Annotated in this window: 22 protein-coding genes and 1 tRNA gene; 9 read left to right on the top strand and 14 right to left on the bottom strand. The window is 62.4% G+C overall.

From position 1 onward, the window contains the following. Positions 1 to 6: 6 nt before the first annotated feature. From CYG48_RS15680 to CYG48_RS15700, 5 genes are all read left to right on the top strand, one after another. A complete protein-coding gene (locus tag CYG48_RS15680) occupies positions 7 to 957 on the top strand; it encodes a carbohydrate ABC transporter permease (protein WP_118851223.1) in 951 nt (316 codons plus the stop codon). Positions 958 to 969: 12 nt separating this feature from the next. Beyond that, entirely contained in the window at positions 970 to 1809 is an 840-nt protein-coding gene (locus CYG48_RS15685) for a carbohydrate ABC transporter permease (RefSeq protein WP_118851224.1), read from the top strand. Further along, positions 1806 to 2867 (top strand): Gfo/Idh/MocA family protein, encoded by a 1062-nt coding sequence (locus CYG48_RS15690; RefSeq protein WP_118851225.1) that lies wholly within the window; start codon positions 1806 to 1808, stop codon positions 2865 to 2867. Before CYG48_RS15685 ends, CYG48_RS15690 begins: the two co-directional genes overlap by 4 nt. 14 nt (positions 2868 to 2881) lie before the next feature. Next, positions 2882 to 3892 (top strand): ABC transporter ATP-binding protein, encoded by a 1011-nt coding sequence (locus CYG48_RS15695; RefSeq protein ID WP_118851226.1) that lies wholly within the window; start codon positions 2882 to 2884, stop codon positions 3890 to 3892. A gap of 93 nt (positions 3893 to 3985) precedes the next feature. Then, positions 3986 to 4282, top strand: coding sequence for a hypothetical protein (locus CYG48_RS15700; RefSeq protein WP_118851227.1), 297 nt, complete (start codon positions 3986 to 3988; stop codon positions 4280 to 4282). An 11-nt stretch (positions 4283 to 4293) separates the two neighbouring features. On the opposite strand, the gene CYG48_RS15705 is transcribed toward CYG48_RS15700, so the two are convergent. Further along, positions 4294 to 4369, bottom strand: a tRNA-Ala gene (locus CYG48_RS15705). A gap of 158 nt (positions 4370 to 4527) precedes the next feature. Further along, positions 4528 to 4914, bottom strand: a complete 387-nt coding sequence (locus CYG48_RS15710; RefSeq protein ID WP_118851228.1) for a TIGR02300 family protein — start codon at positions 4912 to 4914, stop codon at positions 4528 to 4530. 225 nt (positions 4915 to 5139) lie between these two features. Here CYG48_RS15710 and CYG48_RS15715 point away from each other — a divergent pair, with 225 nt between their 5' ends. The 3 genes from CYG48_RS15715 to rpsA all read left to right on the top strand — a co-directional run bounded on the left by CYG48_RS15715 (position 5140) and on the right by rpsA (position 8275). Then, on the top strand, positions 5140 to 5781 hold the full coding sequence (locus tag CYG48_RS15715; RefSeq protein WP_118851229.1) for an FMN-binding negative transcriptional regulator: 642 nt from the start codon (positions 5140 to 5142) through the stop codon (positions 5779 to 5781). Positions 5782 to 5802: 21 nt separating this feature from the next. Then, a complete protein-coding gene (cmk, locus tag CYG48_RS15720) occupies positions 5803 to 6429 on the top strand; it encodes a (d)CMP kinase (RefSeq protein WP_118851230.1) in 627 nt (208 codons plus the stop codon). A 139-nt stretch (positions 6430 to 6568) separates the two neighbouring features. Beyond that, the gene (gene rpsA, locus CYG48_RS15725; protein WP_118851231.1) at positions 6569 to 8275 is read left to right on the top strand and encodes a 30S ribosomal protein S1; all 1707 of its coding nucleotides are present in this window, start codon (positions 6569 to 6571) and stop codon (positions 8273 to 8275) included. A 78-nt stretch (positions 8276 to 8353) separates the two neighbouring features. Here rpsA and CYG48_RS15730 read toward each other — a convergent pair whose 3' ends face one another. The 12 genes from CYG48_RS15730 to rimP form a co-directional block, all read right to left on the bottom strand. After that, positions 8354 to 10051, bottom strand: coding sequence for a hypothetical protein (locus CYG48_RS15730; RefSeq protein WP_118851232.1), 1698 nt, complete (start codon positions 10049 to 10051; stop codon positions 8354 to 8356). Positions 10052 to 10222: 171 nt separating this feature from the next. Then, positions 10223 to 11098, bottom strand: coding sequence for a hypothetical protein (locus CYG48_RS15735; protein ID WP_150132732.1), 876 nt, complete (start codon positions 11096 to 11098; stop codon positions 10223 to 10225). 89 nt (positions 11099 to 11187) lie between these two features. Continuing rightward, positions 11188 to 11811, bottom strand: a complete 624-nt coding sequence (locus CYG48_RS15740; RefSeq protein WP_118851234.1) for a ribonuclease D — start codon at positions 11809 to 11811, stop codon at positions 11188 to 11190. A 388-nt stretch (positions 11812 to 12199) separates the two neighbouring features. Further along, positions 12200 to 13189 carry an Ldh family oxidoreductase gene (locus CYG48_RS15745; RefSeq protein WP_118851235.1) on the bottom strand — a complete coding sequence of 330 codons (990 nt, stop codon included), beginning with the start codon at positions 13187 to 13189 and terminating at the stop codon, positions 12200 to 12202. 53 nt (positions 13190 to 13242) lie between these two features. Beyond that, positions 13243 to 14238 carry an energy transducer TonB gene (locus CYG48_RS15750; RefSeq protein ID WP_118851236.1) on the bottom strand — a complete coding sequence of 332 codons (996 nt, stop codon included), beginning with the start codon at positions 14236 to 14238 and terminating at the stop codon, positions 13243 to 13245. Beyond that, entirely contained in the window at positions 14235 to 14738 is a 504-nt protein-coding gene (exbD, locus tag CYG48_RS15755; RefSeq protein WP_118851237.1) for a TonB system transport protein ExbD, read from the bottom strand. Before exbD ends, CYG48_RS15750 begins: the two co-directional genes overlap by 4 nt. Before the next feature lie 6 nt (positions 14739 to 14744). Next, entirely contained in the window at positions 14745 to 15854 is a 1110-nt protein-coding gene (gene exbB / locus CYG48_RS15760) for a tonB-system energizer ExbB (protein ID WP_445304308.1), read from the bottom strand. A 143-nt stretch (positions 15855 to 15997) separates the two neighbouring features. Next, a complete protein-coding gene (gene kduD / locus CYG48_RS15765; RefSeq protein ID WP_118851239.1) occupies positions 15998 to 16759 on the bottom strand; it encodes a 2-dehydro-3-deoxy-D-gluconate 5-dehydrogenase KduD in 762 nt (253 codons plus the stop codon). 78 nt (positions 16760 to 16837) lie between these two features. Then, positions 16838 to 19561 (bottom strand): translation initiation factor IF-2, encoded by a 2724-nt coding sequence (gene infB, locus CYG48_RS15770; RefSeq protein ID WP_118851240.1) that lies wholly within the window; start codon positions 19559 to 19561, stop codon positions 16838 to 16840. Positions 19562 to 19664: 103 nt separating this feature from the next. Next, the gene (locus tag CYG48_RS15775) at positions 19665 to 20348 is read right to left on the bottom strand and encodes an RNA-binding protein (RefSeq protein WP_199925160.1); all 684 of its coding nucleotides are present in this window, start codon (positions 20346 to 20348) and stop codon (positions 19665 to 19667) included. 17 nt (positions 20349 to 20365) lie between these two features. Beyond that, the gene (gene nusA / locus CYG48_RS15780) at positions 20366 to 21976 is read right to left on the bottom strand and encodes a transcription termination factor NusA (protein WP_118851242.1); all 1611 of its coding nucleotides are present in this window, start codon (positions 21974 to 21976) and stop codon (positions 20366 to 20368) included. Between the two features lie 66 nt (positions 21977 to 22042). Then, positions 22043 to 22639: a ribosome maturation factor RimP gene (gene rimP / locus CYG48_RS15785; protein ID WP_118851705.1), complete on the bottom strand. Its 597-nt coding sequence runs from the start codon at positions 22637 to 22639 to the stop codon at positions 22043 to 22045. Positions 22640 to 22884: 245 nt separating this feature from the next. Here rimP and CYG48_RS15790 point away from each other — a divergent pair, with 245 nt between their 5' ends. Then, entirely contained in the window at positions 22885 to 24516 is a 1632-nt protein-coding gene (locus tag CYG48_RS15790) for an MFS transporter (RefSeq protein ID WP_118851243.1), read from the top strand. Positions 24517 to 24519: the final 3 nt, after the last annotated feature.

Here is a 24519-nt window from a genome sequence, read left to right on the forward strand (position 1 = left end):
AGATCCATGAGCGATACCGACAGCACCGATCCCGCGATCGCTCCGGTGCGACGCCACATTCGGTGGCACGTCCTGGTCTTCCTCGCGCCGGCCTTCTTGGTCTACACGGCGGTGATGATCCTGCCGTTGATCGAGACGCTGCGGCTTTCGCTCTTCAACATGGTCGAAGGCCAGCTGTCCTTCGTCGGCTTCAACAATTTCCGCGTCCTGTTTACCGATCCACGCCTGTCGGCAGATTTCTGGAACGCGTTGTCGAACAACGTCATCTTCTTCATCATCCACATGCTGGTGCAGAACCCGATCGGCATTGCACTTGCCGCCATGCTGTCGGTGCCGAGCCTGCGGTTTGCCGGCTTCTATCGCTCGGCCATCTTCGTGCCGACGCTGCTCTCCTTCGTCATCGTCGGCTTTATCTGGAAGCTCATCCTGTCGCCGATCTGGGGCATTGCGCCGAGCCTGATGGACTGGGTCGGCCTCAAATGGGCCTTCTCGCCCTGGCTTGGAAAGCCGGAATCGGCGCTGATCACCGTCTCGCTCATCTCGGTCTGGCAATATGTCGGCATACCGATGATGCTGATCTATGCCGCCCTCCTCAACATCCCGGACGAGGTGCTGGAAGCCGCCGAATGTGACGGCATCACCGGCTGGAGCCAGTTCTGGAAGATTAAGCTGCCGCTTATCCTGCCCTCGATCGGCATCATCTCGGTCCTGACCTTCGTCGGCAATTTCAACGCCTTCGACCTGATCTACACGGTCCAGGGCGCGCTCGGTGGCCCGAATGGGTCGACCGATATTCTCGGCACCCTCTTGTACCGCACCTTCTTCGGTTTCCAGAACCAGCTCGGCGACCGCTCCATGGGCGCCACCATTGCCGCGGTGATGTTCCTCATCATCCTCGCCGGCGTCTCGCTTTATCTTTTCGTCATCCAGCGGCGCATGCGCCGTTACCAGTTCTAAAGGGCGGATCTGATGTCCAAGGCACGCTCAGCCCCGCTTCGCTCCGCGCTCATCCATCTGGCGCTCCTGTCCTACACGCTGCTGGCGCTCTTTCCCGTCTTCCTGACGCTGGTCAACTCGTTGAAGAGCCGCAACGCGATCTTCCGTGAGCCGATGGCCTTGCCCACGCCGTCCACGTTCAGCCTGATCGGCTACCAGACGGTCCTGCAGCAGGGGGATTTTGTCGGCTATTTCCAGAACAGCCTGATCGTTACCGTCGCGTCCATCGCGCTCGTGCTGCTGTTCGGCGCAATGGCGGCTTTTGCGCTGTCGGAATACCGGTTCCGCGGCAACACGCTGATGGGGCTATACCTGGCCCTCGGCATCATGATCCCGATCCGGCTTGGCACCGTCGCCATCTTGCAGGGCATGGTCTCGGCAGGCCTCGTCAACACGCTGACCTCGCTCGTCCTCGTTTATACCGCGCAGGGCCTGCCGCTGGCGATCTTCATCCTGTCTGAATTCATGCGCACCGTCTCCGACGACCTGAAGAATGCCGGCCGCATTGATGGCCTGTCGGAATATTCCATCTTCTTCCGCCTCGTCCTGCCACTGGTCCGTCCAGCCATGGCAACGGTGGCGGTCTTCACCATGATCCCGATCTGGAACGACCTGTGGTTCCCGCTCATCCTGGCGCCTGGCGAAAGCACCAAGACGGTGACGCTCGGCGCGCAGATGTTCATCGGCCAATACGTGACCAACTGGAATGCGGTGCTGGCGGCCCTGTCGCTCGCCATACTGCCGGTCATGGTCCTTTATGTCATTTTCTCGCGGCAATTGATCCGCGGCATTACCTCTGGAGCCGTCAAGTGAATTCGAATACCCCCATCCGCGTCCTCGTCGCCGGTCTTGGCAATATGGGCATGAGCCATGCGCTCGCCTATCACAACAACCCGGGCTTCGAGATCGTCGGCCTCGTCAACCGGTCGAAGCGCGAGCTGCCGCCGGAACTCCAGGGTTATCCGCTTTATCCGGAGTTCGAGCCGGCGCTGAAGGAAACCAGGCCGGCGCTCTGCTCCATCAACACCTATTCCGATAGCCACGCCGACTATTCGGTCATGGCTTTTGAGGCGGGCTGCGACGTCTTTGTCGAAAAGCCGCTCGCGACCACGGTTGCCGATGCGGAACGCGTCGTGGCGGCCGCGAAGAAGCACGGTCGTAAGCTCGTCGTCGGTTACATCCTGCGCCACCATCCGTCCTGGATGCGGCTCATCGAGGAGGCCCGTCGTCTCGGTCCCCCGTACGTCTTCCGCATGAACCTCAACCAGCAGTCCTCCGGCTCCAAGTGGGACGTCCACAAGGCGCTGATGCAGACAACCCCGCCGATCGTTGATTGCGGTGTGCATTATGTCGATGTCTGGTGCCAGATCACCGATGCCAAGGCTGTCGAGGTCCGCGGCATGGGCTTGCGCATGACCGACGAAGTCGGGCCGAACATGTATAACTACGGCCACATGCAGGTGCTCTTCGAGGATGGCTCGGTCGGCTGGTACGAGGCAGGCTGGGGCCCGATGATGTCGGAAATGGCCTTTTTCGTGAAGGATGTCATTTCGCCCAAGGGTTCGGTCTCGATCCTGGTCGATGCCAACGCAAAGTCGGATGACATCGACACCCATACCAAGACCTCGGTGATCCGCGTCCATTCCGCCGAAACCGGACCGGATGGTTCCTTCATCCGCCCCGACCAGGATCTTTCCATGAGCGGCGAGCCGGATCACCAGAAGCTTTGCGACCTGGAACAAGCCTATGTGCTGAAGGCAATCCGCGAGGATATCGACCTGACGCGGCACATGAACGACGCGGTACAGTCGCTGCGCATCTGCCTTGCGGCAGACGAAAGCGTCCGCACCGGCCAGCCTGTACGTCTGTAAAAAGGGAAACGCTTGTGGGTTCTCTCCAGCTCAAATCCATCCGCAAGGCCTTCGGCACCCACGAGGTGCTGAAGGGCATCGACCTTGAGGTCGCCGATGGCGAGTTCGTCATCTTCGTCGGTCCGTCGGGCTGCGGGAAGTCGACGCTTCTGCGGGTGATAGCGGGTCTTGAGGACGCAACCTCGGGCAGCGTGCGCATTGATGGCGCGGAGGTGGTCAACACCCCGCCCGCCAAGCGCGGCATCGCCATGGTCTTCCAGTCCTATGCGCTCTACCCGCACCTGACGGTGAAGGACAATATGGGGCTGGGCCTTAAGCAGGCGGGAACCGACAAGGCAGAGATCGAGACACGCGTCGCCAAGGCATCCGCCATGCTGTCGCTTGATCCTTATCTCGCCCGCCGTCCCGCGGAATTGTCCGGTGGCCAGCGCCAGCGGGTGGCGATCGGGCGCGCCATCGTGCGCGAACCCAAGCTTTTCCTGTTCGACGAACCCCTGTCGAACCTCGATGCGGCGCTGCGCGTCCAGACGCGGCTGGAGATCGCCGGTCTCCACCGCCGCCTCAAGGCGACGATGATCTATGTCACGCACGACCAGGTCGAGGCGATGACGCTGGCCGACAAGATCGTCGTGCTGAACGCGGGTGCTGTGGAGCAGGTCGGTTCTCCGATGGAGCTTTATAACCGCCCGGCGAACATCTTCGTCGCGGGCTTCATCGGCTCGCCGCAGATGAACTTCATCCCGGCCGAGCGCCTAGGCGATTCGTCCGCCAAAACGATCGGCATCCGTCCCGAGCACATCGCCCTGTCGCGCGATAGCGGCGAATGGAAGGGCAAGGTGATTCACGTGGAGCACCTGGGCGCCGACACGATCGTCTACCTGGAGACGGAGCAGACCGGCCTGCTGACGGTTCGGCTGTTCGGTGAGCATGCCTATGCCCCCGATGACATCGTCTTTGCCACCCCGGACAGGGCGCACCTGCACCGCTTCGACGCACACGACTGCGCCATTGTGACCGAGCGCTAGAACTGAGGGTCAGTCGCGCCGATGTGAAGGAGCGGGCCCCGAGTTGAACGGGGCCATCTGGGAAGGGCAGAACTTTCCAACGATATAAGCGTTATGATCCTCAAGGAGGCGCCCATGTTCGCTTTATCGCTCATCATCGCGCTGATGGCAGGAATGGCAGGGCTTTTCGCCACCATCGTTTACCAGATCGCCCAGGCGCGTCGCCAGCAGTTTATCGAGGAAGCCTCGCTCAACGGCTATGCGACCCATCGCGCGGTCGAACTGGAAAAGAAGGCGGCGGAAAAGAAGGTTTTTCGAGGCAAACCCCAACGGCTCGCAAAACAAACGCCAAAATGCGTTCCGGCCCGGCGCCCGCACCGATGCTTGCCCGTTAATTTATCAATTCACTAACTTGGGAAGTTTGGTGGAGCTAAGCGGGATCGAACCGCTGACCTCTTGCATGCCATGCAAGCGCTCTCCCAGCTGAGCTATAGCCCCATCAGGGTGGTCCGGTATATTCCGGTCCTGGGAAACTCCGTTCGGCGCTTTGTCCGGGGGAGTGGCGGCTTCTTACTTCCGGTTCGGAAAGAGTGCAAGCCGAAATTTGAGAGCCCGCCAATTTTTATCTAATTGCCGGGCCCGAAAGCGAAAATCGCTTAAACGTCGTCGTCGTCGCCGCCAACGCCGATGATGCCCGAAACGTCGTCGTCATCTTCGTCTTCGTCGGCTTCGAGGAAGGTATCGTCGTCGTCATCGCCGAGATCAACGTCGTCGTCACCGATATCGGGGATGTCATCGCCGCTGTTGCCGTCGTCGTTATCGTCGGTCGAAACCATTTCGATTTCGGTGTTTTCGGTATCGACTTCCTGAACGTCCTCTTCCTCGGCCTGTTCCATCTTCTTGGCAGCGCTGTTCTCTTCGAAGAAGGAGAGCGGCCAGGACTTGCCGGTATAGGGCGATACAACCGGATCGCGGTTCAGGTCGTAGAATTTTTTGCCGGTATCGGGGTCGGTGCGCTTGGTGCCGAGTTCCGCTTTTGCCACAGTCAGAGCCTCATGGGATGGCCGATAATATCGGCATGCCGCCGGATGAGCGGCTAATTTCGGTGAAAATCTAAGCCGGTCCCCATAAGGCCTGAGCACTATGATGTCAAAGACAAACTTTCATGAGGCCCATCAACCACCGCGTGATGACCGCCTGACGGCTTTGTGCTAGGCAGCCCATCGGCAGAGCCTTTGGGAACAAGGCATCATCGGGAGGGACAGGACGTGTATCAACCGCCGCATTTTCGTGAAGACGATCTTGCCACGCAGCACGCGTTGATCCGCGCTCATCCGCTCGCCCTTCTCATCACCGCCGGTGCCTCCGGCCTCACCGCCAATCCGGTTCCCTGCCACCTTGATGCCGGAGCATCGGAGAAGGGCACCTTGCGGCTGCATCTTGCCCGGGCAAATCCGCAATGGAGCGGGATCCGCGATGGTGCGCCAGTGCTTGCCGTCTTCCAGGGTGCAAACTCGTATGTGACGCCGTCCTGGTACCAGACCAAGCAGGAGACGGGCAAAGTCGTGCCAACCTGGAATTATGCCATCGTCCAGGTCCGCGGCACTGCCCGTGTCATCGAGGATGCCGACTGGCTGCTGGCGCAGGTCGAGGCGATCACTCGCCAGCATGAGAGCGATCGTCCCGAGCCTTGGACCGTCAGCGACGCGCCGCCGGATTTCGTCCGCGCTCAGTTGAAGGGCATCGTAGGCATCGAAATCGAGATCGCGGATATCGACGGCAAGTGGAAAGTCAGCCAGAACCGGTCCGCCGGTGACCGGGAAGGTGTTGCCGCAGGCCTAGACGAGCTAAAGACCGGCGATGGCATGGCAGAACTGGTGCGCCGTTACGGCGCGATGCGAATTTCATAAGGTGAACGAGTGAACGCAGGAATGATTATCGCCATTGACGGACCCGCGGCAGCCGGCAAGGGCACGCTGTCGCGCCAGATCGCCGAGACCTATGGCTTCCAGCATCTGGATACCGGGCTGACCTATCGCGCCACCGCCAAGGCGCTGCTGGATGCCGGCCTGCCGCTCGACAATGAAGAGGTGGCGGAAAAGATCGCTCGCGAAGTCGAGCTTGCCGGCCTGGATCGCGAAGTCCTGTCGGCGCATGCGATTGGCGAGGCTGCGTCGAAGATCGCGGTGATGCCCGCAGTTCGCCGCGCGCTGGTCGAGGCGCAGCGGACCTTCTCGCAGCGCAAGCCCGGCACGGTGCTCGACGGTCGCGACATCGGCACCGTCGTTTGCCCGGATGCGGCGGTGAAGCTTTACGTCACCGCCTCTCCCGAAGTCAGGGCGAAGCGCCGCTACGACGAGATCCTCGGCCGCGGCGGCGAGGCGGATTTCGCAGAGATCTTCGCCGACGTGCAAAAGCGCGACGAGCGCGACATGGGACGCGCCGACAGCCCGTTGCGACCCGCCGAGGATGCGCACTTGCTAGATACGTCGGAAATGAGTATAGAGGCGGCGTTTCAGGCGGCGAAGGTCATCATCGATGCTGCCTTGAAGAAATAGCATTCCAGAATAGCTCGAAGCTCAGTCCCCGCGCCGGATTGCCTCCCCGTTTGATGAGAGAGGCGGACTTGAGTCTTTGGGCATGTACAACTCGAACCCCCGGCGCGCTATGTGCCCCCGCGGCACTCCAGGAGATTTTATGGCAGTATCAACCCCCACGCGGGAGGACTTCGCAGCCCTCCTCGAAGAATCCTTCGCTTCCAACGATCTGGCAGAAGGCTACGTCACGAAAGGTCGCGTCACGGCGATCGAAAAGGACATGGCCGTTGTTGACGTCGGCCTCAAGGTCGAAGGCCGCATCGCCCTGAAGGAATTCGGTGCAAAGGGCAAGGACGGTTCGCTGAAGGTCGGCGACGAAGTCGAAGTCTATGTCGAGCGCATCGAGAATGCACTCGGCGAAGCGGTTCTGTCGCGCGAGAAGGCTCGCCGCGAAGAAAGCTGGGTCAAGCTCGAAGCCAAGTTCGAAGCTGGTGAGCGCGTTGAAGGCGTTATCTTCAACCAGGTCAAGGGTGGCTTCACCGTCGATCTCGACGGCGCCGTTGCCTTCCTGCCGCGTTCGCAGGTCGACATCCGTCCGATCCGCGACGTTACCCCGCTCATGCACAACCCGCAGCCCTTCGAAATCCTCAAGATGGACAAGCGCCGCGGCAACATCGTTGTTTCGCGTCGTACGGTTCTTGAAGAATCGCGTGCCGAGCAGCGTTCGGAAATCGTGCAGAACCTCGAAGAAGGCCAGGTTGTTGACGGCGTCGTCAAGAACATCACCGATTACGGTGCGTTCGTTGACCTCGGCGGCATTGACGGCCTGCTGCACGTCACCGACATGGCATGGCGCCGCGTCAACCATCCGTCGGAAATCCTGAACATCGGCCAGCAGGTCAAGGTTCAGATCATCCGCATCAACCAGGAAACCCACCGCATCTCGCTCGGCATGAAGCAGCTCGAGTCGGATCCGTGGGATGGCATCTCGGCCAAGTACCCGGTCGGCAAGAAGATCTCCGGTACCGTCACGAACATCACCGACTACGGTGCGTTCGTTGAGCTGGAGCCGGGCATCGAAGGCCTGATCCACATCTCCGAAATGTCCTGGACCAAGAAGAACGTACATCCCGGCAAGATCCTGTCCACGACGCAGGATGTTGACGTTGTCGTTCTCGAAGTCGACCCGTCGAAGCGCCGTATCTCGCTTGGCCTCAAGCAGACGCTGGAAAACCCGTGGCAGGCATTTGCCTACACGCATCCGGCTGGCACTGAAGTCGAAGGCGAAGTCAAGAACAAGACCGAGTTCGGCCTGTTCATCGGCCTCGAAGGCGATGTCGACGGCATGGTGCACCTGTCTGACCTCGACTGGAACCGTCCGGGCGAGCAGGTCATCGAGGAATACAACAAGGGCGACGTCGTCAAGGCTGTCGTTCTCGATGTAGACGTCGAGAAGGAGCGTATCTCGCTCGGCATCAAGCAGCTTGGCAAGGACGCTGTCGGCGAAGCCGCAGCTTCGGGGGAACTGCGCAAGAATGCTGTTGTTTCCTGCGAAGTCATCGGCGTCAACGACGGTGGCGTGGAAGTGAAGCTCGTCAACCACGAGGACATCACCTCCTTCATCCGCCGCAACGACCTGGCCCGCGATCGTGACGATCAGCGTCCGGAGCGTTTCTCGGTTGGCCAGGTATTCGACGCCCGCGTCGTCAACTGGTCGAAGAAGGACCGCAAGGTCATGCTGTCGATCAAGGCTCTCGAGATCGCAGAAGAGAAGGAAGCAGTTGCTCAGTTCGGTTCGTCCGACTCGGGCGCTTCGCTCGGCGACATCCTCGGCGCGGCTCTGAAGAACCGCAACAACGCCGAGTAATCGACGTCAAGAACAATAAGAGCCGCCGGACCCAGGTCCGGCGGTTTTGTCATGTCCGCTTTTCAGGCTTCGGGTTGATCAAGCCCAGCCGGCCATGCGCCAGTAAAGATCATTGGCGGGCGAGGAGCTGTCAGTTTCCTCGTCATCTTCTGAAACATCCGCCTCAGGCTCGTCCTGCCGGTCATCCTCCTCAGCGTGATGAAACGCCTGGCCATCCTGGCCCTGCTGGCTCTCGCCATCTTCATCGGTGGCCGACACGGCGCGCGTCTTGCGCTCTTCCGGATCCCGCTCCCGCTCTTCCGGCGGATAGGGCGCATAAGCGAGCGGCACCCCGTCGCGCATGACAGGCGGTAGCGTCATCGGCACCACCATCTTGTCAGACACCTCGGTCGTGACGGGACGCGGCATGGCCGTGGCGTCCTGTTGCGCACGGGTGGCCTGTGGAGACACGTCGTCGGCCAAGTTTTCGGATGTCGTGGCTGACGGCGCGCGCATGCCCGCCTGGCCATCGGTCGCTGTGGCGCGTGCCTGTACCACCTCTGCCGTGGGCTGGTCCGCATTCAGAAGTGCCCGCAACGCCTGTTGTTCAGGCGAAGCATTCCTGGATGCTGCCGCTGTGGCAACCGTTGGAAAACCGTCTTCGTCAAAGGTCTCTGCCAGCCACTGCGCCACCGCGGAGATCGATGCCTTGTCGGCGGGCGTTTTCCGCAGAGCTTCACCGCGATGCTCGGGCAGGCGCGCGGCGGCTGCTTGTTCCTGCCGTTTCGGCTCCAGCGACCACTCCTCACCCGCCTGTTCGTAAAGCAGGAGACCAGGATCGGCGACCTGGGCCGCGTAAGCCTGTTTAGACGTGCTTTGCAGCATCGATGCCGGCAACGCAGCCGCCGGCTCTCCAGCATCGGGCGTCGTAACGGTGGTCGGCACCGGGCGACCGCCAGCTGGCGTCCCACGAGCTTCCACAGCCTGCTTTGCAAGCTGGCCAGCCTTGGCGGCAGCTGCATCGGTGTTTGCGCCATCAGGCAGGTCATCGACGGTCTCCCCTGCGGGGGAGGAATGCTGCGGCACGGGCGCCTCATCCGCCTCGACGGCTTCTGTCGCAAGCTCAGCGGATGCCGAAGTGGCCGATGGACTAGCCACCGCCTGGACGGCGCCGCTGTTGGCAGGCGCGGTTGGCGCAGCATTCTGGGCTGGCGCCGTCGTGCCCGCCCGTATTGCATCTGCCGGTTTTGGGGTATTGGCGGCCACACGCGGCGCCATACCGGGTGCAGGCTCCGCGCCTTCGTTCTGCTGGTAAGAATTGACGGCCGCCTTGGCGGCAAGATCGCCTTCGACAAGCTTCGCAGTTTCGAGGTTCACCGCAAACCGAGCCGCCTCCGGTCCGGCCGGGTTGGCGAGCACCTGGTTCAGCAACTGCAGCGTGATACCGCGCACCAGCTGGTTCAGGCTGCGCTCCAGTGCGGCGCGCTCTGCCGGGTTCAGCGCCTTGATTGCCTCGAACAGCCGCTTGGTATAATCCGAGAGTGTCTCGCCTTCGCGCCGTGGCAGCTTGATCAGCCGGCCAACCGTTTCGGCAAACACCGAAGTCCCCTGCGCGAGTTGCACCTGCGCCGAAAGCGCCAGCGCATTGCTGCGACCACCGGACAGCGCGTTCGACAGGCTGACGACTGCTTCCTGTGCCGGCGCGTTTGCACCCATTCGCTGGCGCAACAATGTGTGCGGCGGCAAGGGCTGCTGTTCGGAGAAAGATGTCGAAGTGGTACGCACCAGAGGCAGCATCGGTCGCTCCTTCTGTTGGCGACGATAAAGGCAGCTCGGCTAAGCGATCACTCTGTTTTTTCGCAACGAACGGCGTTGCGACCGTAACGCCTCATGGCGTACCCGATGCCGATGGATTCGCCCATTCTGGCCAGGCATGGTTAATAATTTGCAAACCGAAGCAGGGGCGGCTTAAGCCGCCTGCTTGCGATCCCGAAGTTCGTAGAGACCGATCTCGTCAACGTAGACTGGCACGATCCCGTCGGTCTTCTTCTCAGCTTCCGCCTCGTCATCCACCGAAATGGCTTCGTCTGTCACCGGGGCCGCAGCGTCGGCGTCATCAGTCAAGGGCAAGCCGTTTTCGTTGTCTTGCCTCACGGCCTCCTGCAGCTTGCGCACCTCTTCCAGGTTACGGCCCGCCTCGGCGGCCTTGATGTCCTCGCGTCGCTCGGCGCGCGCTTCACCATCCTCCACGCGGGCCGGATCGCCACCCTGCGGCCCAAGCTTCAGTTCCTCAAGCGTCTTTGGATCGGCAACATCGTCCATCCGCTGCAGCACGCGGCCGAGGTCAGCGTCGATCCTGCCGCCGTTGACCTTTCTCGTCAGCGCGTCCTTCAGCCGCTCGCTGTCGTCGCCATAGGGGTTCTTGATCGCCGCAATCAGCGTGTCCATCGAGATATCGAGTTCGGAAAGCCCGATATCGTCAGAAAGCGCGCGAATCTGGTCCGGCCGCATGTCCTTGACGAGGTCTTCCACCGCCTTGCCGAACTTGAACGAGGAGCGCGCTTCGTCGGTGTCGAGGCCAAGCTTCTTTGCCAGCCGCTCCAGGAGATCCATCTTCAACTGGTTGGCATCGGCCTGGTTGGAGCCGAAAAGCGCCGAGGCAATCTTGTCCCGCGTCCGTTTGGCGTCCTCGCTGGCGCTGATCCGCGCTTCAAGAAGGCGGTCCTTCTCCTTGCCAGTGCGTTGTTCTTCCTCCCGCTTGCGCTGCTCCTCAATGCTGTCGAGCATCGACTGCATCTGTGAAGTGGCGGCAAGTCCATGAGCTTGCTGGGTCGGAAGCAACATCGGCGGGTCCCGGTCTGGTTGAACCACCAGGAACCATAGGTTCCGACGGTTAATCAGGCTTTAACCGCGCGTGCCTGGCTCCGGCCGGCTCAACTATGGGCGAAGATGTCGGTATCTTCCCAGCCGAGCAGGTCGAGCTTGGCGCGGGTCGGCAGGAAGGCAAAGCAGGCTTCGGCAAGTGCGGCACGGTTGTCGCGCACCAGACGCTCGGTCAGCTTGTCGCGCAGCGCATGCAGATGCAGCACGTCGGACGCGGCATATTCCAGTTGCGCTGGCGAGAGCACGGCAGCCGCCCAGTCGGTCTGCTGCTGCGCCTTCGAGACGTCGACGTCTAGCATCTCCTTGAGATTGTCCTTCAATCCGTGCCGGTCGGTATAGGTGCGCGTCAGGCGAGAAGCGATCTTGGTGCAGAACACAGGCGTCGCCGTGACGCCGAAAGTATGGAAGAGCACCGCGATGTCGAAGCGGCCGTAGTGGAAGATCTTCTGCTTGGTGGTATCCGCTAGAAGCGCAACGAGATTGGGTGCTGCGGTCTGCGATGCTGCGATGCGAATAACGTCTGCCGTCCCGTCGCCGGGCGACAGCTGCACCACGCAAAGCCGGTCACGCCGCGGAACGAGCCCCAGCGTTTCGGTATCGATCGCGATCGCATCGGTGTAACGGGCGGCATCCGCTGCCGAAATATCGCCCTCGTGGTATCTGATCTCAGCCATTCCGCGTCTCCGCATGCCATTCGTCGTGCAGTTCGCAACCGCTATAGCCCAGGCGCCGGCCGAAGAACAGCGTTTGTCCCGATCGCGGTGCTCTGAGCATCGGTGCATATATTGGGCAAATGCTCAGCTCTGCGTCCGGCGCATTGCTGCATTGCAATAGCCGCTCTTGGCCTGCTTAATCGATTAGCTTATACACTCACTCATCGAACGACGCACTCCTCCTCCCAGCGTCGTGCGATATGGATCGACAACATCCTCCTCCTCCCAGTTGTCGATCAAGTTTAAAGCCTGGCGCACCTCCTCCCGCGCCAGGCTTTTTGCATTTCAGGCTTTCAGAAAACCATGCCCGTCGCCGCCGGCATCACCGGCGGCTTTAGCTTATCAGCGTTCAGGCGAGCGCCTTGATTGCGGCGATCACCGCATCATCGATCTCCAGGCCTTGGGCGATCGCCCGCTGGCGCGCGTTCTGGCCCCTGCGGCCCGGCAGGCGCACGCCGTCTTCGGACGCCAGTTCGCTCGCAAGCTCGGCAATGCGTTCCGCCGCAGCTGCCGTTCCGGCCACGGGATCAATGACGATCAGCGTCTGCCCGACCGAAGGCGGTGGGCCATCCTCGGCCATGAAGGAGCTCGCCTCGTAGGAGAAGCTCGAACCCGTCAGCCCCGCCGCCAGCACTTCCACCATCAGCGCCAGCGCCGCGCCCTTGGCGCCGCCGGAGGGCGCCATCAGGCCCTTCAACGCCTTGTCCGGATCGGTCGTCGGTTGTCCGTCGGAATCGAAGGCCCAGTCGGCGGGGATCTGCTGCCCCTGCTGCTTGGCGGCCATGATCTTGCCGGCGGCAACAGTCGAGAGAGCGAGGTCGATCACCAGCGGATCAGTGCCTGCCACCGGCGTCGCGAACGCGATCGGGTTGGTGCCGTAAAGCCGCTTCTTGCCGCCCCAGGCTGCCATGGAAGCCGGCGCATTTGCGAACATCATCGCAACCAGCCCCTGTTCGGCAAACCGCTCCACGGTCAGCGCCATCACGCCCGCATGGTGGGAACGGTGCACCAGCCCGAGCGCGATGCCCTGCGCGCGTGCGATCGCCGGCAGTTTCTCGACCGCCAAATCCAGGGCGGGGTAAGCGTAACCGAGTGCGGCATCGATTGTGAGCACCGCCGGCTTCGGCTGCAGGCTGCTTACGCGCGCCTTGCCGTCCACCTTGCCGGTCCGCGCCTGGCCGATATAGACCGGGACCCGCCGCAGGCCGTGGCCATATTGCCCGGCGGCTTCCGCCTGCACCAGCGCATGCGCCACAGAGCGGGCGGTGTCGGGGAGGACGCCATTGGCTTCAAAAACGCCTGCGACAAGCGTTTCGGCTTTAACGAGAGAAATATGCATGCTGCGGATCCGGCAGGTTCAGGAAGGGCGGGAGCCGCGCTGATGATAGGCGGCTACTGGCACTTTACCGGCTGGCTCAGCGAACTTCCAGCACCCGGTGGTGGTGCGGGAATGGGCGAGGCCTTGCGCACGGCGGACGCGACATATTCATCGATCGCCGGATTGCCGGATGAACGCGCCACGGCCACGCTGCCGATATTGCCGCTGCCGTCGAAGCTGAAGCGCACGGTGACAACGCCGGTGTCGTTGCCGGGGCAACGGCGTGCATAACGTGCGATCTTGGTCCGCACCTTCGTCATCCACTGCTGCGGCGAAACCTTTGAAGAAAACAATCCTGCCGAGGTCTGGCTGGCGGCGGTACGGTCGGAATCGCGAGCCTGCACCCGTGCTTCGGCCTGTTCCTGGCGCGCCTGCGGCTGTTGCTTCGGCTTTTCCACCTTGCGAACGGTCTGCTGCTTCTTCGGCTCCGGCTTCTTTTCTTCCGGCGGCTTCTCGTCAACCATCGGCGGACGCATGGCCGGCAACGGCACTTCGACGTTCTCGAGCATCGCCGTCTGTTGCGCTTCGATCGGGTCGGGTTCCTCGATCGGTTCCAGCGGCGGCTCGGGGATCGTCTGCGTCATCTCCGGCGCAGGTTCAGGTTCCGGCGGTTGTTCCTCCACCACCGGCTCCGGTGGTGTTGGCTCCGGTGGCAGCTCAGCCATTTCCGGGGGAGGCGGCTCCACCGGCTCAGGCGGCATCGGCTCCGCCTGCTCAACGGGTTCCACCGGTTCGTCCACCGGCTCCACCTGTTCGCTCAGCACCTCCTGCTGGTCCTGCACGTCGGTGGCAATCTGCTCTTCTTCGGTATTGGCCGCTTCCGGCTCAGCCGCGAGTTCGATCATGATGGCCGCCGGCGGGCCGGTATCGACAACCTCATCCGGCACCTGACGCATGAGGTAGGCAGCGCCCGCCACATGCACGGACAGCATCACAAGGCCAGCCGCGCCCCAGAGCGCCAGTTCGCCGACGCGTCCACCCGGACCTGCCTGCGAGACAACGAGACTCATGGCGTGGTTCCTGCCGGTGCCGCGGGTGTTGCAGGCTGCGTCTGTCCTTCGGCTGGCGCGGCGGCGGGTGCCTGTGGACCCGGCAGGGTTTCCAGGCCCACCAGCGCAATCTTCAGGTAGCCCGCATCACGCAGCAGGTTCATCACTTCCATGAACTGGCCGTAGTCGACAGTCTTGTCGGCGCGCAGGAAGACGCGCGTGTCCTTGTTGCCCTCCGTCACGCGATCAAGCGTTGCGGCAAGCTGTTCGCGCGCCACAGGATCATTGCCAATATTGAGGCTTAGGTCGGTCTTCACCGTCAGGTACAGCGGCTCGTCCGGGCGCTCGGCAGGCTTGGCGCTGGAGGCCGGCAAGTCCACATTCACGTCAACCGTCGAAAGCGGTGCCGCCACCATGAAGATGATCAGCAGCACCAGCATGACGTCGATGAACGGCGTAACGTTGATCTCGTGGTTTTCGGTCAGCTCGTCGCCGTGGTTTTCGCGGATGCCACCAGCCATGATCGATCAGCCTCCGGAAACAAGCGAAACGGGCGTCTTGCGCGCGTCCGGCGGCACCTTGCGGAAGTCGAGGTCGCGGCTCACCAGCCGTTCCACGCCCGCCGCAGCATCGGCCAGCAACTGCCGGTAACCGGTCACGGAGCGGGCAAAGACGTTGTAGATTACCACCGCGGGAATAGCTGCAACAAGGCCAATGGCGGTCGCCAAAAGCGCTTCGGCAATGCCGGGCGCCACGACGGCAAGGTTCGTCGTCTGTGTTTCCGAGATGCCGATAAACGAGTTCATGATGCCCCAGACCGTGCCGAGCAGGCCAACGAAGGGCGCGGTCGAGCCGATCGTGGCGAGCACGCCCGTGCCGCGCGACATGCGCCGGCCGGCAGACGCTTCGATGCGCAACAGGGCGGAGGAAACACGTTCCTTAACGCCATGCCCGTCTGCGTGGTCGAGGGCGGCTTCCGACATCTGGATCTCTTGCGCTGCAGCACGCAGCATCAGCGCTGCCGGGCCACCACGGCCGTCCGTCTCGCGGTAAGCCTCGGCGAGCGACCGGGCCGACTGGATCACCTTCAGTGTCCGGCTGGCGCGGGTGCGGGCACCGGCAAGTTCAAGCGACTTGGCAAGCCATACGGTCCATGTCACCAGCGAGGCAAAGGCAAGCCCGATCATCACTGCCTTCACGACCCAGTCGGCGGCCATGAACATGCCCCAGGGCGAAAGGTCATGCGGCAGGTCGGTGCGCTTTTCCGGGTTCAGGAACTGGGTCAGCACATCCATCGGCTCTGCCGGCTCGGCACTTTCGGCGGGGGCTTGCGCCGGTGTCATCTCAGCGGGCGCGGCCTCAGCAGTCGTGGGCTGTGCAGGTGCTGTCTCCGCAGGTGTAGTTTCGACCGGTGCGGCAGCCGATGGTTCTGCGGGTGCAGCCGGCTGGGCCGGAGCCGTTACTTCCGGCTGCGCAGGTGCAGGAGACGTTGCATCCGGGGCAGGGGTTTGCGCAACCGCAGCCGAAGCGGCAAGCAGCAGCCCGGCCAGTGCGCCTAGAGACCGGTTTCCGATCGGCAGGTGCTTGAAGGAAACGGCGGTGCGGGCAGCGGACATGGTTGCGATACTCCGGGTCATCGGCAATGCGTCTGCTGGCGTTGCCGGAACAGCACAAGAAGCCGCGAGACTTCAGGTTCCGCTACCCGATAATAAACATGAGTACGGTTGGCAACATATAATTCCGCCGGCGCGATTAAATCACCTGCGCCGGCGAGGGGCGCTTACCGTGCCAGCCAGCCACCATCCACCGGCAGCACGATGCCATGCACGTAATCAGACGCCGGAGCAGCGAGGAACACCGCGGCGCCTCCCAACTCTTCCGGCTCGCCCCAATGGCCGGCCGGGATGCGGCCGAGGATTGCCGCATTACGATCCGGGTCGTTGCGCAGCGCCTCGGTGTTGTTGGTCGAGAAGTATCCGGGAGCGATCGCGTTGACGTTGATGCCCTTGCCGGCCCACTCGCACGCAAGCAGCCGCGTCAGGCCCGCAAGTCCGCTCTTCGAAGCGGTATAGGAAGGAATGCGGATGCCGCCCTGGAAGGAGAGGAGGGAGGCGATGTTGATGATCTTGCCGCGCTCGCCCTTGCCGATCAGTTGGCGCGCAAAGGCTTGGGACAGGAAGAACACGGTCTTCAGGTTGACGTCCATCACCGCGTCCCAGTCCGCCTCGGTAAAGTCGATTGCGTCAGCGCGGCGGATGATGCCGGCATTGTTGACCAGGATGTCGGCGCGACCGGTCCAGTCAACGGTCTCGGAAATCACTCGCTCCACCGGCTCGAGGGTTGAAAGGTCGGCCTGGATCGACAGGCTGCGTCCACCACCGGCCTTTGCAACGGCAGCTTCCGTGTCGGCCATCGACGAGCGGCCGACCAGCGCCACGTCCGCACCGGCGCCAGCAAGCGCCACGGCAATTGCCTGACCAAGGCCAGTATTGGCGCCGGTTACGATCGCCGTCTTGCCGGTCAAGTCAAACGAAACTGCCATGTCTTCCTCCAAATTGCAGACAAAATAAAACCGCCGGGAATTTCTCCCCGGCGGTTGGTAACACTATCGCGGACGGGCTTAAAGCGTCCGGGTGATGTGTTCGACGCGGAAGCACTCGATGGTGTCCCCGGCGCGGATGTCTTCGTAGTTCTCGAAGGCCATACCGCATTCCTGGCCCATCGGCACTTCGGTGACTTCGTCCTTGAAGCGCTTGAGCGTCTTGAGCTTGCCTTCGTGGATGACGACGTTGTCGCGCACCAGGCGCACGCCTGCACCACGTTCCACCTTGCCTTCGACGACACGGCAACCAGCGACCTTGCCGACCTTGGTGATGTTGAACACCTCCAGGATCTCGGCATTGCCGAGGAAGGTTTCGCGGCGTTCCGGCGACAAGAGGCCCGACATCGCTGCCTTCACGTCATCTACCAGGTCGTAGATGATGTTGTAGTAGCGGATTTCGATGCCGGCGCGTTCTGCGGCGGTACGAGCCTGGGCATTGGCGCGAACGTTGAAGCCTATGATGGCTGCGTTCGAGGCTTCGGCAAGCGAGATATCCGACTCCGTGATGGCGCCGGCGCCCGAATGCACGATGCGTGCCCGAACTTCGTCGGTTCCAAGCTTGTCGAGTGCACCTGCAATGGCTTCGATCGAGCCCTGCACATCACCCTTGATGACGAGCGGAAACTCCTTGAAGCCGGTGTTCTGCAGCTGGCTCATCATCTGCTCGAGCGAACCGCGCTGGCCGGACTGGCGGGCAGCGGCCTTGTCACGAGCGAGACGCTGGCGGTACTCGGAGATTTCGCGAGCACGCGCTTCGTTCTCAACGACCGCAAACCGGTCACCGGCCGCAGGCGTTCCCGAAAGACCAAGCACTTCCACCGGCATGGCAGGACCGGCTTCCTTCACATGCTCGCCCTTGTCGGTCACGAGCGCGCGAACACGGCCCCACTGGTCGCCGGCCACGATGATCTGGCCAGGCTTCAGCGTACCCTTCTGGACGAGCACGGTTGCCACCGCACCACGACCGCGGTCGAGCTGCGCTTCGATCACCGTACCTTCTGCCGTCCGGTTCGGATCAGCCTTCAGGTCAAGAATTTCGGCCTGCAGCAGGATCGCCTCGAGCAGCTTGTCGAGGTTGATCTTGTTCTTGGCCGAAACTTCGACGTCGAGCACTTCACCGCCGAGCGATTCAACGAATACCTCGTGCTGCAGAAGCTGCTGGCGAACCTTGTCAGGCTTTGCTTCGTGCTTGTCGATCTTGTTGATCGCCACGATGAGCGGCACGCCGGCCGCCTTGGCGTGGTTGATCGATTCAATCGTCTGCGGCATCACGCTGTCATCAGCCGCAACGACCAGAACGGCAATGTCGGTTGCCTGTGCACCGCGGGCACGCATGGCCGTAAAGGCGGCGTGGCCGGGGGTGTCGATGAAGGTGATCTTCTGGCCGTTCTGCTCAACCTGGTAGGCGCCGATATGCTGCGTAATGCCGCCGGCTTCACCGGAGGCCACGTTCGCATGGCGGATGGCGTCGAGCAGCGAGGTCTTGCCGTGGTCGACGTGACCCATGATGGTCACGACCGGCGGACGCGGCATCATTTCGCCTTCGTCGTCGGCCTTGTTGAATATGCCTTCTTCAACGTCGGATTCCGACACGCGCTTGACGGTATGGCCAAATTCGGTTGCGATGATTTCGGCGAGATCGGCGTCGATGACGTCGCCCGGCTTCATCATCTGGCCTTCCTTCATCAGGTACTTGATGACATCGACGGCGCGTTCGGACATGCGCTGCGACAGTTCCTGAATGGTGATCGTCTCCGGCAGGATGACTTCGCGCATGACCTTTTCGCGCGTTTCCTGCATCTGGCTGCGGCGGAACTTCTCCTGCCGGCGGCGGATGGAGGCGAGCGAACGGCCACGTGCATTGCCGTCGTCATCGGTGCTGACGGTGGTAACGGTCAGCTTGCCCTGGCGGCGACCATCATCGGCCTTCGGACGTGCCGGGACCTTGGCCGGAGCCGGAACCGGTGCGCGACCGCGACCCGGAATGGTGCGTGCAGGGCCACGATCATCATCGTCCTCGCCAGCGCGGCGGCCACGAACGGCACCTGGCTGAGCAGGTGCTGCCGGTGCGGCACCCGGACGGGTAGCCTGTGGACGTGCGTCAGGACGACCTGCCGGTGCAGCCGGAGTGCGTGCAACAGCAGGCGCAGGCTCTTCAACCTTGGGCTCTTCCTTGGGCGCAAGCTTCGCTTCTTCGGCACGACGAGCAGCTTCGGCGGCTTCTTCAACGCGACGACGCTCTTCCTCGACCTTGCGGCGGGCTTCTTCCTCGGCGCGCTGCTGCGCTTCGATTACTTCGCGGGCCTGCGCTTCTGCAAGCGCGCGGCGACGGGCTTCCATTTCGCCTGCGGACAGGTCGTGCAGAACCGTGCCGGTGCGCTGCTGCGGACGCTGTGGCTGGGCAGACGGTGCCGGGCGGCGGTCCTGGCTGTGGGCCGGGCGCTGGTTCTGCGATGCGGGCTGGTGAACGCGCGGAGCCGGGGTCGCCGGCTGCTGCGGCCGTGGTGCGGCCGGCTGCGGTGCTGCCGCTTCAACCTGGCGTGGTGCTGCTGGGGTCGGGGCCGTGAAGGCGGGCTTCTCGTCCAGTGGTCGCGTTGGCCGCCGCTTTACTGTTTCGACAACGACTGCCTTGGTGCGACCGCGCCCCATGTCCTGGCGTACAGTACCCTGCGTCACGCCTGATGGTTTCAGGGTGAGGGTCTTCTTTACGCCGAGCGTCTTGTCGTCTTTGTTATCGGTCATTCCGTTCCTGTTCCTTCGGGCAGGAACGGATGGTCAAGCCATCAGAACCTGTCGTTCAAATTGTGGTCTATCGACTTGCGTCCGGCTGAAGCCGGTGACCGCGTCATTGTTTCGGCATGTCAGCGACACCCTTTGTCTGGCACAGATCGCCACCGCGATACTGTTCAAGTAGGTTTGCGCGCTTCACTACACCCTCACCTGCCTGCCCTGCAAGCGCGCAGGCATGGATAAAAGCGTTCTGGCCCATCACTTCGTCCATTTCGGCGCTCGTGAAGAGCCGAAATGACGGAATATCGTGCTCGGCATCGTTGCCGAGCTTCCAGGCCTTGCGCGCCTGGTCAATCTTGCGGATCCCGTCGGGACTCGCATCTGCCGCATGGAAAACGGCGAGAGCGGCACCGGAACGCACGGCTGCGTCCACCTTCATGGCGCCGGTGATGAACTGGCCCGCCTTGCGCGCCATGTTCATCATGCCGATCAGGTCGGCTGCAATGAGCCGGTCCACCAAGGCACCAAGATCGGCATCGGCCTTGACGTCTTTCTTGAACGCCCGGGCAAATAGCTTCTTGGCCACCGCCCGGTCGATCAGCGCCCGTTCGGGCTTGATCCAGCATCCCCGGCCGGGGAGCTGGCGTTTCAGGTCCGGAACAACCTTGCCGTCCGGACCCGCCACGAAGCGGATCAGCGTCTCCGGCGAGGCAGCTTCCCGCGTCACGATGCAGGTACGGTCGTTCACGATGCTATCGTCCCATCCGTCCTCATCTGGGGCCTGCCTGCCCGGTGTCAACTCATCCGCCAGTGGGATTACTCCTGTTCTGCGGCGTCGGTGTTCTCGTCCTCAGCCTCTACGGCTTCGCGTGCGAGATCCTCTTCCGTAATCCAGCCGGCCAGAAGGCGCGCCTGGACGATCATGTTTTCGGCTTCGGCGCGCGAAACGTCCATCTTCGAGAACAGGCCGTCGAACTTCTTGGTTTCGCCGTCCTTGCGTTCGCTCCAGCCAACCAGGTCGTCAGCGGCGCAGCCTGCAAAGTCCTCGACAGTCTTGATGCCGTCTTCGCCGAGTGCCACCAGCATCTGGCCGGTCAGGCCGTTGATCTGGCGAAGCTCGTCCTGGACGCCCAACTCTTTGCGCTTGGCATCCATTTCGGCTTCCACGCGCTCCAGGTATTCTCGGGCGCGGGTCTGGATCTCGGTCGCGGTGTCTTCGTCGAAGCCGTCGATCGAAGCGATTTCGTCGAGGTCGACGTAAGCCAGTTCCTCAACCGCCGCGAAGCCTTCGGACGCCAGCACCTGGCCAACCATCTCGTCAACGTCGAGCGCTTCCATGAAGAGGTTGGTGCGCTCGTTGAACTCCTTCTGGCGGCGCTCGGACTCTTCCTGCTCCGTCATGATATCGATGTCCCAGCCGGTCAGCTGCGACGCCAGGCGAACGTTCTGGCCGCGACGGCCGATCGCAAGCGACAGCTGCTCGTCCGGAACCACGACTTCGATGCGCTCTGCATCCTCGTCGAGAACCACCTTGGCGACTTCAGCCGGCTGCAATGCGTTGACGATGAACGACGCCGGGTCCTGCGACCACGGAATGATGTCGATCTTTTCGCCCTGCAACTCGCCGACGACGGCCTGGACACGGCTACCGCGCATACCGACGCAGGCGCCGACCGGATCGATCGAGCTATCGTTCGAGATCACGGCGATCTTGGCGCGCGAACCGGGGTCACGGGCAACCGACTTGATCTGGATGATGCCGTCGTAGATTTCCGGCACTTCCATGGTGAACAGCTTCACCATGAACTGCGGGTGCGTACGCGACAGGAAAATCTGCGGGCCGCGCTGCTCGCGACGTACATCATATACGTATGCACGGACGCGATCGCCATAGCGCATGTTCTCGCGCGGGATCATTTCGTCACGACGGATGATGCCTTCGCCGCGGCCGAGGTCAACGATGACGTTGCCATATTCGACGCGCTTGACGGTGCCGTTGACGATTTCGCCAAGGCGATCCTTGAACTCGTCGAACTGGCGGTCACGCTCGGCTTCGCGCACCTTCTGCACGATGACCTGCTTAGCCGACTGGGCGGCGATACGGCCGAAATCCATTGGCGGCAGCGGGTCTGCAATGAAGTCGCCGATCTTGGCGTCAACATTGCGGTCGCGCGCCAGTTCCAGCGGGATCTGCGTGCTGTAGTCCTCGGCGTGCTCGACGACCTCGAGCAGGCGCTGGAGGCGGATTTCGCCGGTCTTGGAATTGATGTCGGCGCGGATGTTGGTTTCCGAACCGTAACGGGAACGGGCAGCCTTCTGGATGGCGTCGGCCATCGCAGCCAGCACGATCTCGCGGTCGATGACCTTTTCGCGGGCTACAGCGTCTGCGATCTGCAGAAGTTCAAGCCGATTTGCGCTCACTGCCATTGTCGTTGGTCTCCGTCATTCGCATGTTTTGCGAGGGGGTGCTTCGCGGCACCGGGTTTGTCTTGGTTATTCTTCGTCTTCGTTTTCGTCGTCGTTCTGGTTTGCAGCCTGCTGCTTGGCGAGCTTGTCGGCCCGCAAAGCCTCACGGATCAGGTCGTCCGTCAGGATCAGCTTTGCTTCTGCCAGCGCCGAGAACGGGATCGTCACCCGCGGTTCCTCGCCATAGGCGACCTGGTCCCGCTCGATGGTGAAGCCTTCACTATCCGTGTTCGTGATCTTGCCGCGGAACCGCTTGCGGTTGTCGATGATGATCGACGTCTCGCATTTCACCAGATGGCCTTCCCAGCGGGAGAAATCCGACTTGCGGACCATCGGCCGGTCGATACCGGGCGAAGACACTTCCAGATGATACTCCCGATCGATCGGATCTTCCACATCGAGGACGGGAGAAATCGCCACCGACACGGCCTCGCAGCCGTCGACGTCCATGGTGCCGTCGTTGCGCTCGGCCATGATCTGCAGCGTCGCGCCGTTCTGGTTCAGCATGCGCACGCGCACCAGCCGAAAGTCCATGGCGGTCAGCACAGGCTCGATGATTTCAGCGATTCTGAGTTCGAGCCCGGTTTCGATGATGAGCCGCGGCTCGTGTTCGGTTTGCGGCATAAGCTCTCCGGCAATCATGGACCCGGATCTGTTTCAAGAGCCGGGAAGGACGATCGCCTAACAAAAAAGAGCGGGTCCGGTCGGGCCCACTCTTCATCGGACGATCAAGAATATGTGCTGCATATACGTCTTTTGGCCGGCAATTGCAAGACTTGCTTAATCTTGCGGCGTGGCGCTGGAATTTGCAGCCGGCCGGTCTATAACCGTCATCAGCACGCAAGAGCAGATGAGCAAGAGGACGCCAAGTGCCCGACCGGATTCCCACCCTGGCACCCTTCCGGCATCAGACTTTCAGGACAATCTGGCTCGCAAGCCTTGTTTCGAACTTCGGCGGCCTCATCCAGGCCGTCGGTGCTGCGTGGATGATGACCTCCATCTCCAACTCGCAGGACATGGTGGCACTGGTGCAGGCCTCGACTGCCGCGCCGATCATGCTGTTTTCGATTGTCGCCGGCGCGCTTGCCGACAATTTCAACCGTCGCACCCTGATGCTGACCGCCCAGAGCTTCATGCTGGTGGTCTCGGTCCTGCTGTCGCTGTTTGCCTATCTCGAGCTTCTGACGCCCTGGCTGCTCTTGTGCTTCACCTTCCTGCTCGGCTGCGGCGTGGCGCTGAACAACCCGTCCTGGCAGGCCTCGGTGGGGGACATGGTGCCGCGCGAAGTGCTGCCGGCGGCCGTCACCATCAACAGCGTCGGCTTCAACATCACCCGCAGTGTCGGCCCGGCGATCGGCGGTGCCATCGTCGCAGCAGCCGGCGCGGCCGCCGCCTTTGCGGTGAATGCCTGCAGTTATCTTTCGCTGATTTATGCGCTGGCCCGCTGGAAACCCGAAATTCGCGAGAACCCGCTGCCGCGTGAAACGCTGGGCCGGGCGCTCTCAGCCGGCCTCGGTTACGTGGCGATGTCGCCGAACATCCTCAACGTCCTGTTCCGCAGCCTGGTCTTCGGCCTCACTGCCAGCGCCATCCTCGCGCTGTTGCCGATCGTTGCGCGTGACCTGGTGGCCGGCGGCCCGCTCACTTACGGCATCATGCTCGGCGCCTTCGGCGTAGGCGCCATCGGCGGTGCGATCGGCAATGCGCGCCTGCGCGAAAAACTGTCGAGCGAATCCATCGTGCGCCTGGCCTTCCTCGGGTTTGCCGCAAGCGCCGCCGTCATTGCGCTCAGCACCGATACGCGCCTGACGGCGGTGGTACTGCTCGTTCCCGGCGCCTGCTGGGTGCTCGCGCTGTCGCTCTTCAACACCACGGTGCAGCTGTCGACGCCGCGCTGGGTGGTTGGCCGGGCGCTGTCCTTCTACCAGACGGCTACCTTCGGCGGGATTGCCGCCGGCAGCTGGATCTGGGGTATCCTTTCCGAAAACCTCGGCGTCTCGGTGTCGCTGACCATCGCGAGCCTTGTCATGCTGCTCGGGGCAGCACTTGGCATGCGGCTGCCGGTGCCGCAGTTCCGCGACCTCAACCTCGACCCGCTGGGCCGCTTCAACACGCCGTCGCTCAAGCTCGACCTGCAGCTGCGCAGCGGCCCGATTGTCTCGCTGATCGATTACACGATCGCCGACCAGGATATTCCGCAGTTCCTGCGGCTGATGTCGGACCGCCGCCGCATCCGTATCCGCGATGGCGCGCGCCAATGGGCGCTGATGCGAGACCTCGAGCATCCGGAGGTTTGGACTGAAACCTACCATGTCGCGACCTGGGCCGATTACGTCCGGCATAACCAGCGCCGCACGCACGCCGATGCCGAGGTTTGGGATGCGATCCGCAAGCTGCACCGTGGCACCGAGGGCCCGCGTGTCCACCGCATGATCGAGCGGCAGACCATCCCGCCGGTCAACGACATCTTCCACAAGTCACCACCTGACCTGCATCATTGAACG

It is taken from the genome of Neorhizobium sp. SOG26, assembly GCF_003491345.1.
GTDB lineage: Bacteria > Pseudomonadota > Alphaproteobacteria > Rhizobiales > Rhizobiaceae > Neorhizobium > Neorhizobium turbinariae.

Coding starts and splice junctions, on each gene's coding strand:
- CYG48_RS15680 (WP_118851223.1), top strand. CDS start 7: ATGAGCGATACCGACAGCACCGATCCCGCGATCGCTCCGGTGCGACGC.
- CYG48_RS15685 (WP_118851224.1), top strand. CDS start 970: ATGTCCAAGGCACGCTCAGCCCCGCTTCGCTCCGCGCTCATCCATCTG.
- CYG48_RS15700 (WP_118851227.1), top strand. CDS start 3,986: ATGATCCTCAAGGAGGCGCCCATGTTCGCTTTATCGCTCATCATCGCG.
- cmk (WP_118851230.1), top strand. CDS start 5,803: ATGATTATCGCCATTGACGGACCCGCGGCAGCCGGCAAGGGCACGCTG.
- rpsA (WP_118851231.1), top strand. CDS start 6,569: ATGGCAGTATCAACCCCCACGCGGGAGGACTTCGCAGCCCTCCTCGAA.
- CYG48_RS15730 (WP_118851232.1), bottom strand. CDS start 10,051: ATGCTGCCTCTGGTGCGTACCACTTCGACATCTTTCTCCGAACAGCAG.
- CYG48_RS15735 (WP_150132732.1), bottom strand. CDS start 11,098: ATGTTGCTTCCGACCCAGCAAGCTCATGGACTTGCCGCCACTTCACAG.
- CYG48_RS15740 (WP_118851234.1), bottom strand. CDS start 11,811: ATGGCTGAGATCAGATACCACGAGGGCGATATTTCGGCAGCGGATGCC.
- CYG48_RS15745 (WP_118851235.1), bottom strand. CDS start 13,189: ATGCATATTTCTCTCGTTAAAGCCGAAACGCTTGTCGCAGGCGTTTTT.
- CYG48_RS15750 (WP_118851236.1), bottom strand. CDS start 14,238: ATGAGTCTCGTTGTCTCGCAGGCAGGTCCGGGTGGACGCGTCGGCGAA.
- exbD (WP_118851237.1), bottom strand. CDS start 14,738: ATGGCTGGTGGCATCCGCGAAAACCACGGCGACGAGCTGACCGAAAAC.
- exbB (WP_445304308.1), bottom strand. CDS start 15,854: ATGACCCGGAGTATCGCAACCATGTCCGCTGCCCGCACCGCCGTTTCC.
- kduD (WP_118851239.1), bottom strand. CDS start 16,759: ATGGCAGTTTCGTTTGACTTGACCGGCAAGACGGCGATCGTAACCGGC.
- infB (WP_118851240.1), bottom strand. CDS start 19,561: ATGACCGATAACAAAGACGACAAGACGCTCGGCGTAAAGAAGACCCTC.
- nusA (WP_118851242.1), bottom strand. CDS start 21,976: ATGGCAGTGAGCGCAAATCGGCTTGAACTTCTGCAGATCGCAGACGCT.
- rimP (WP_118851705.1), bottom strand. CDS start 22,639: ATGCCGCAAACCGAACACGAGCCGCGGCTCATCATCGAAACCGGGCTC.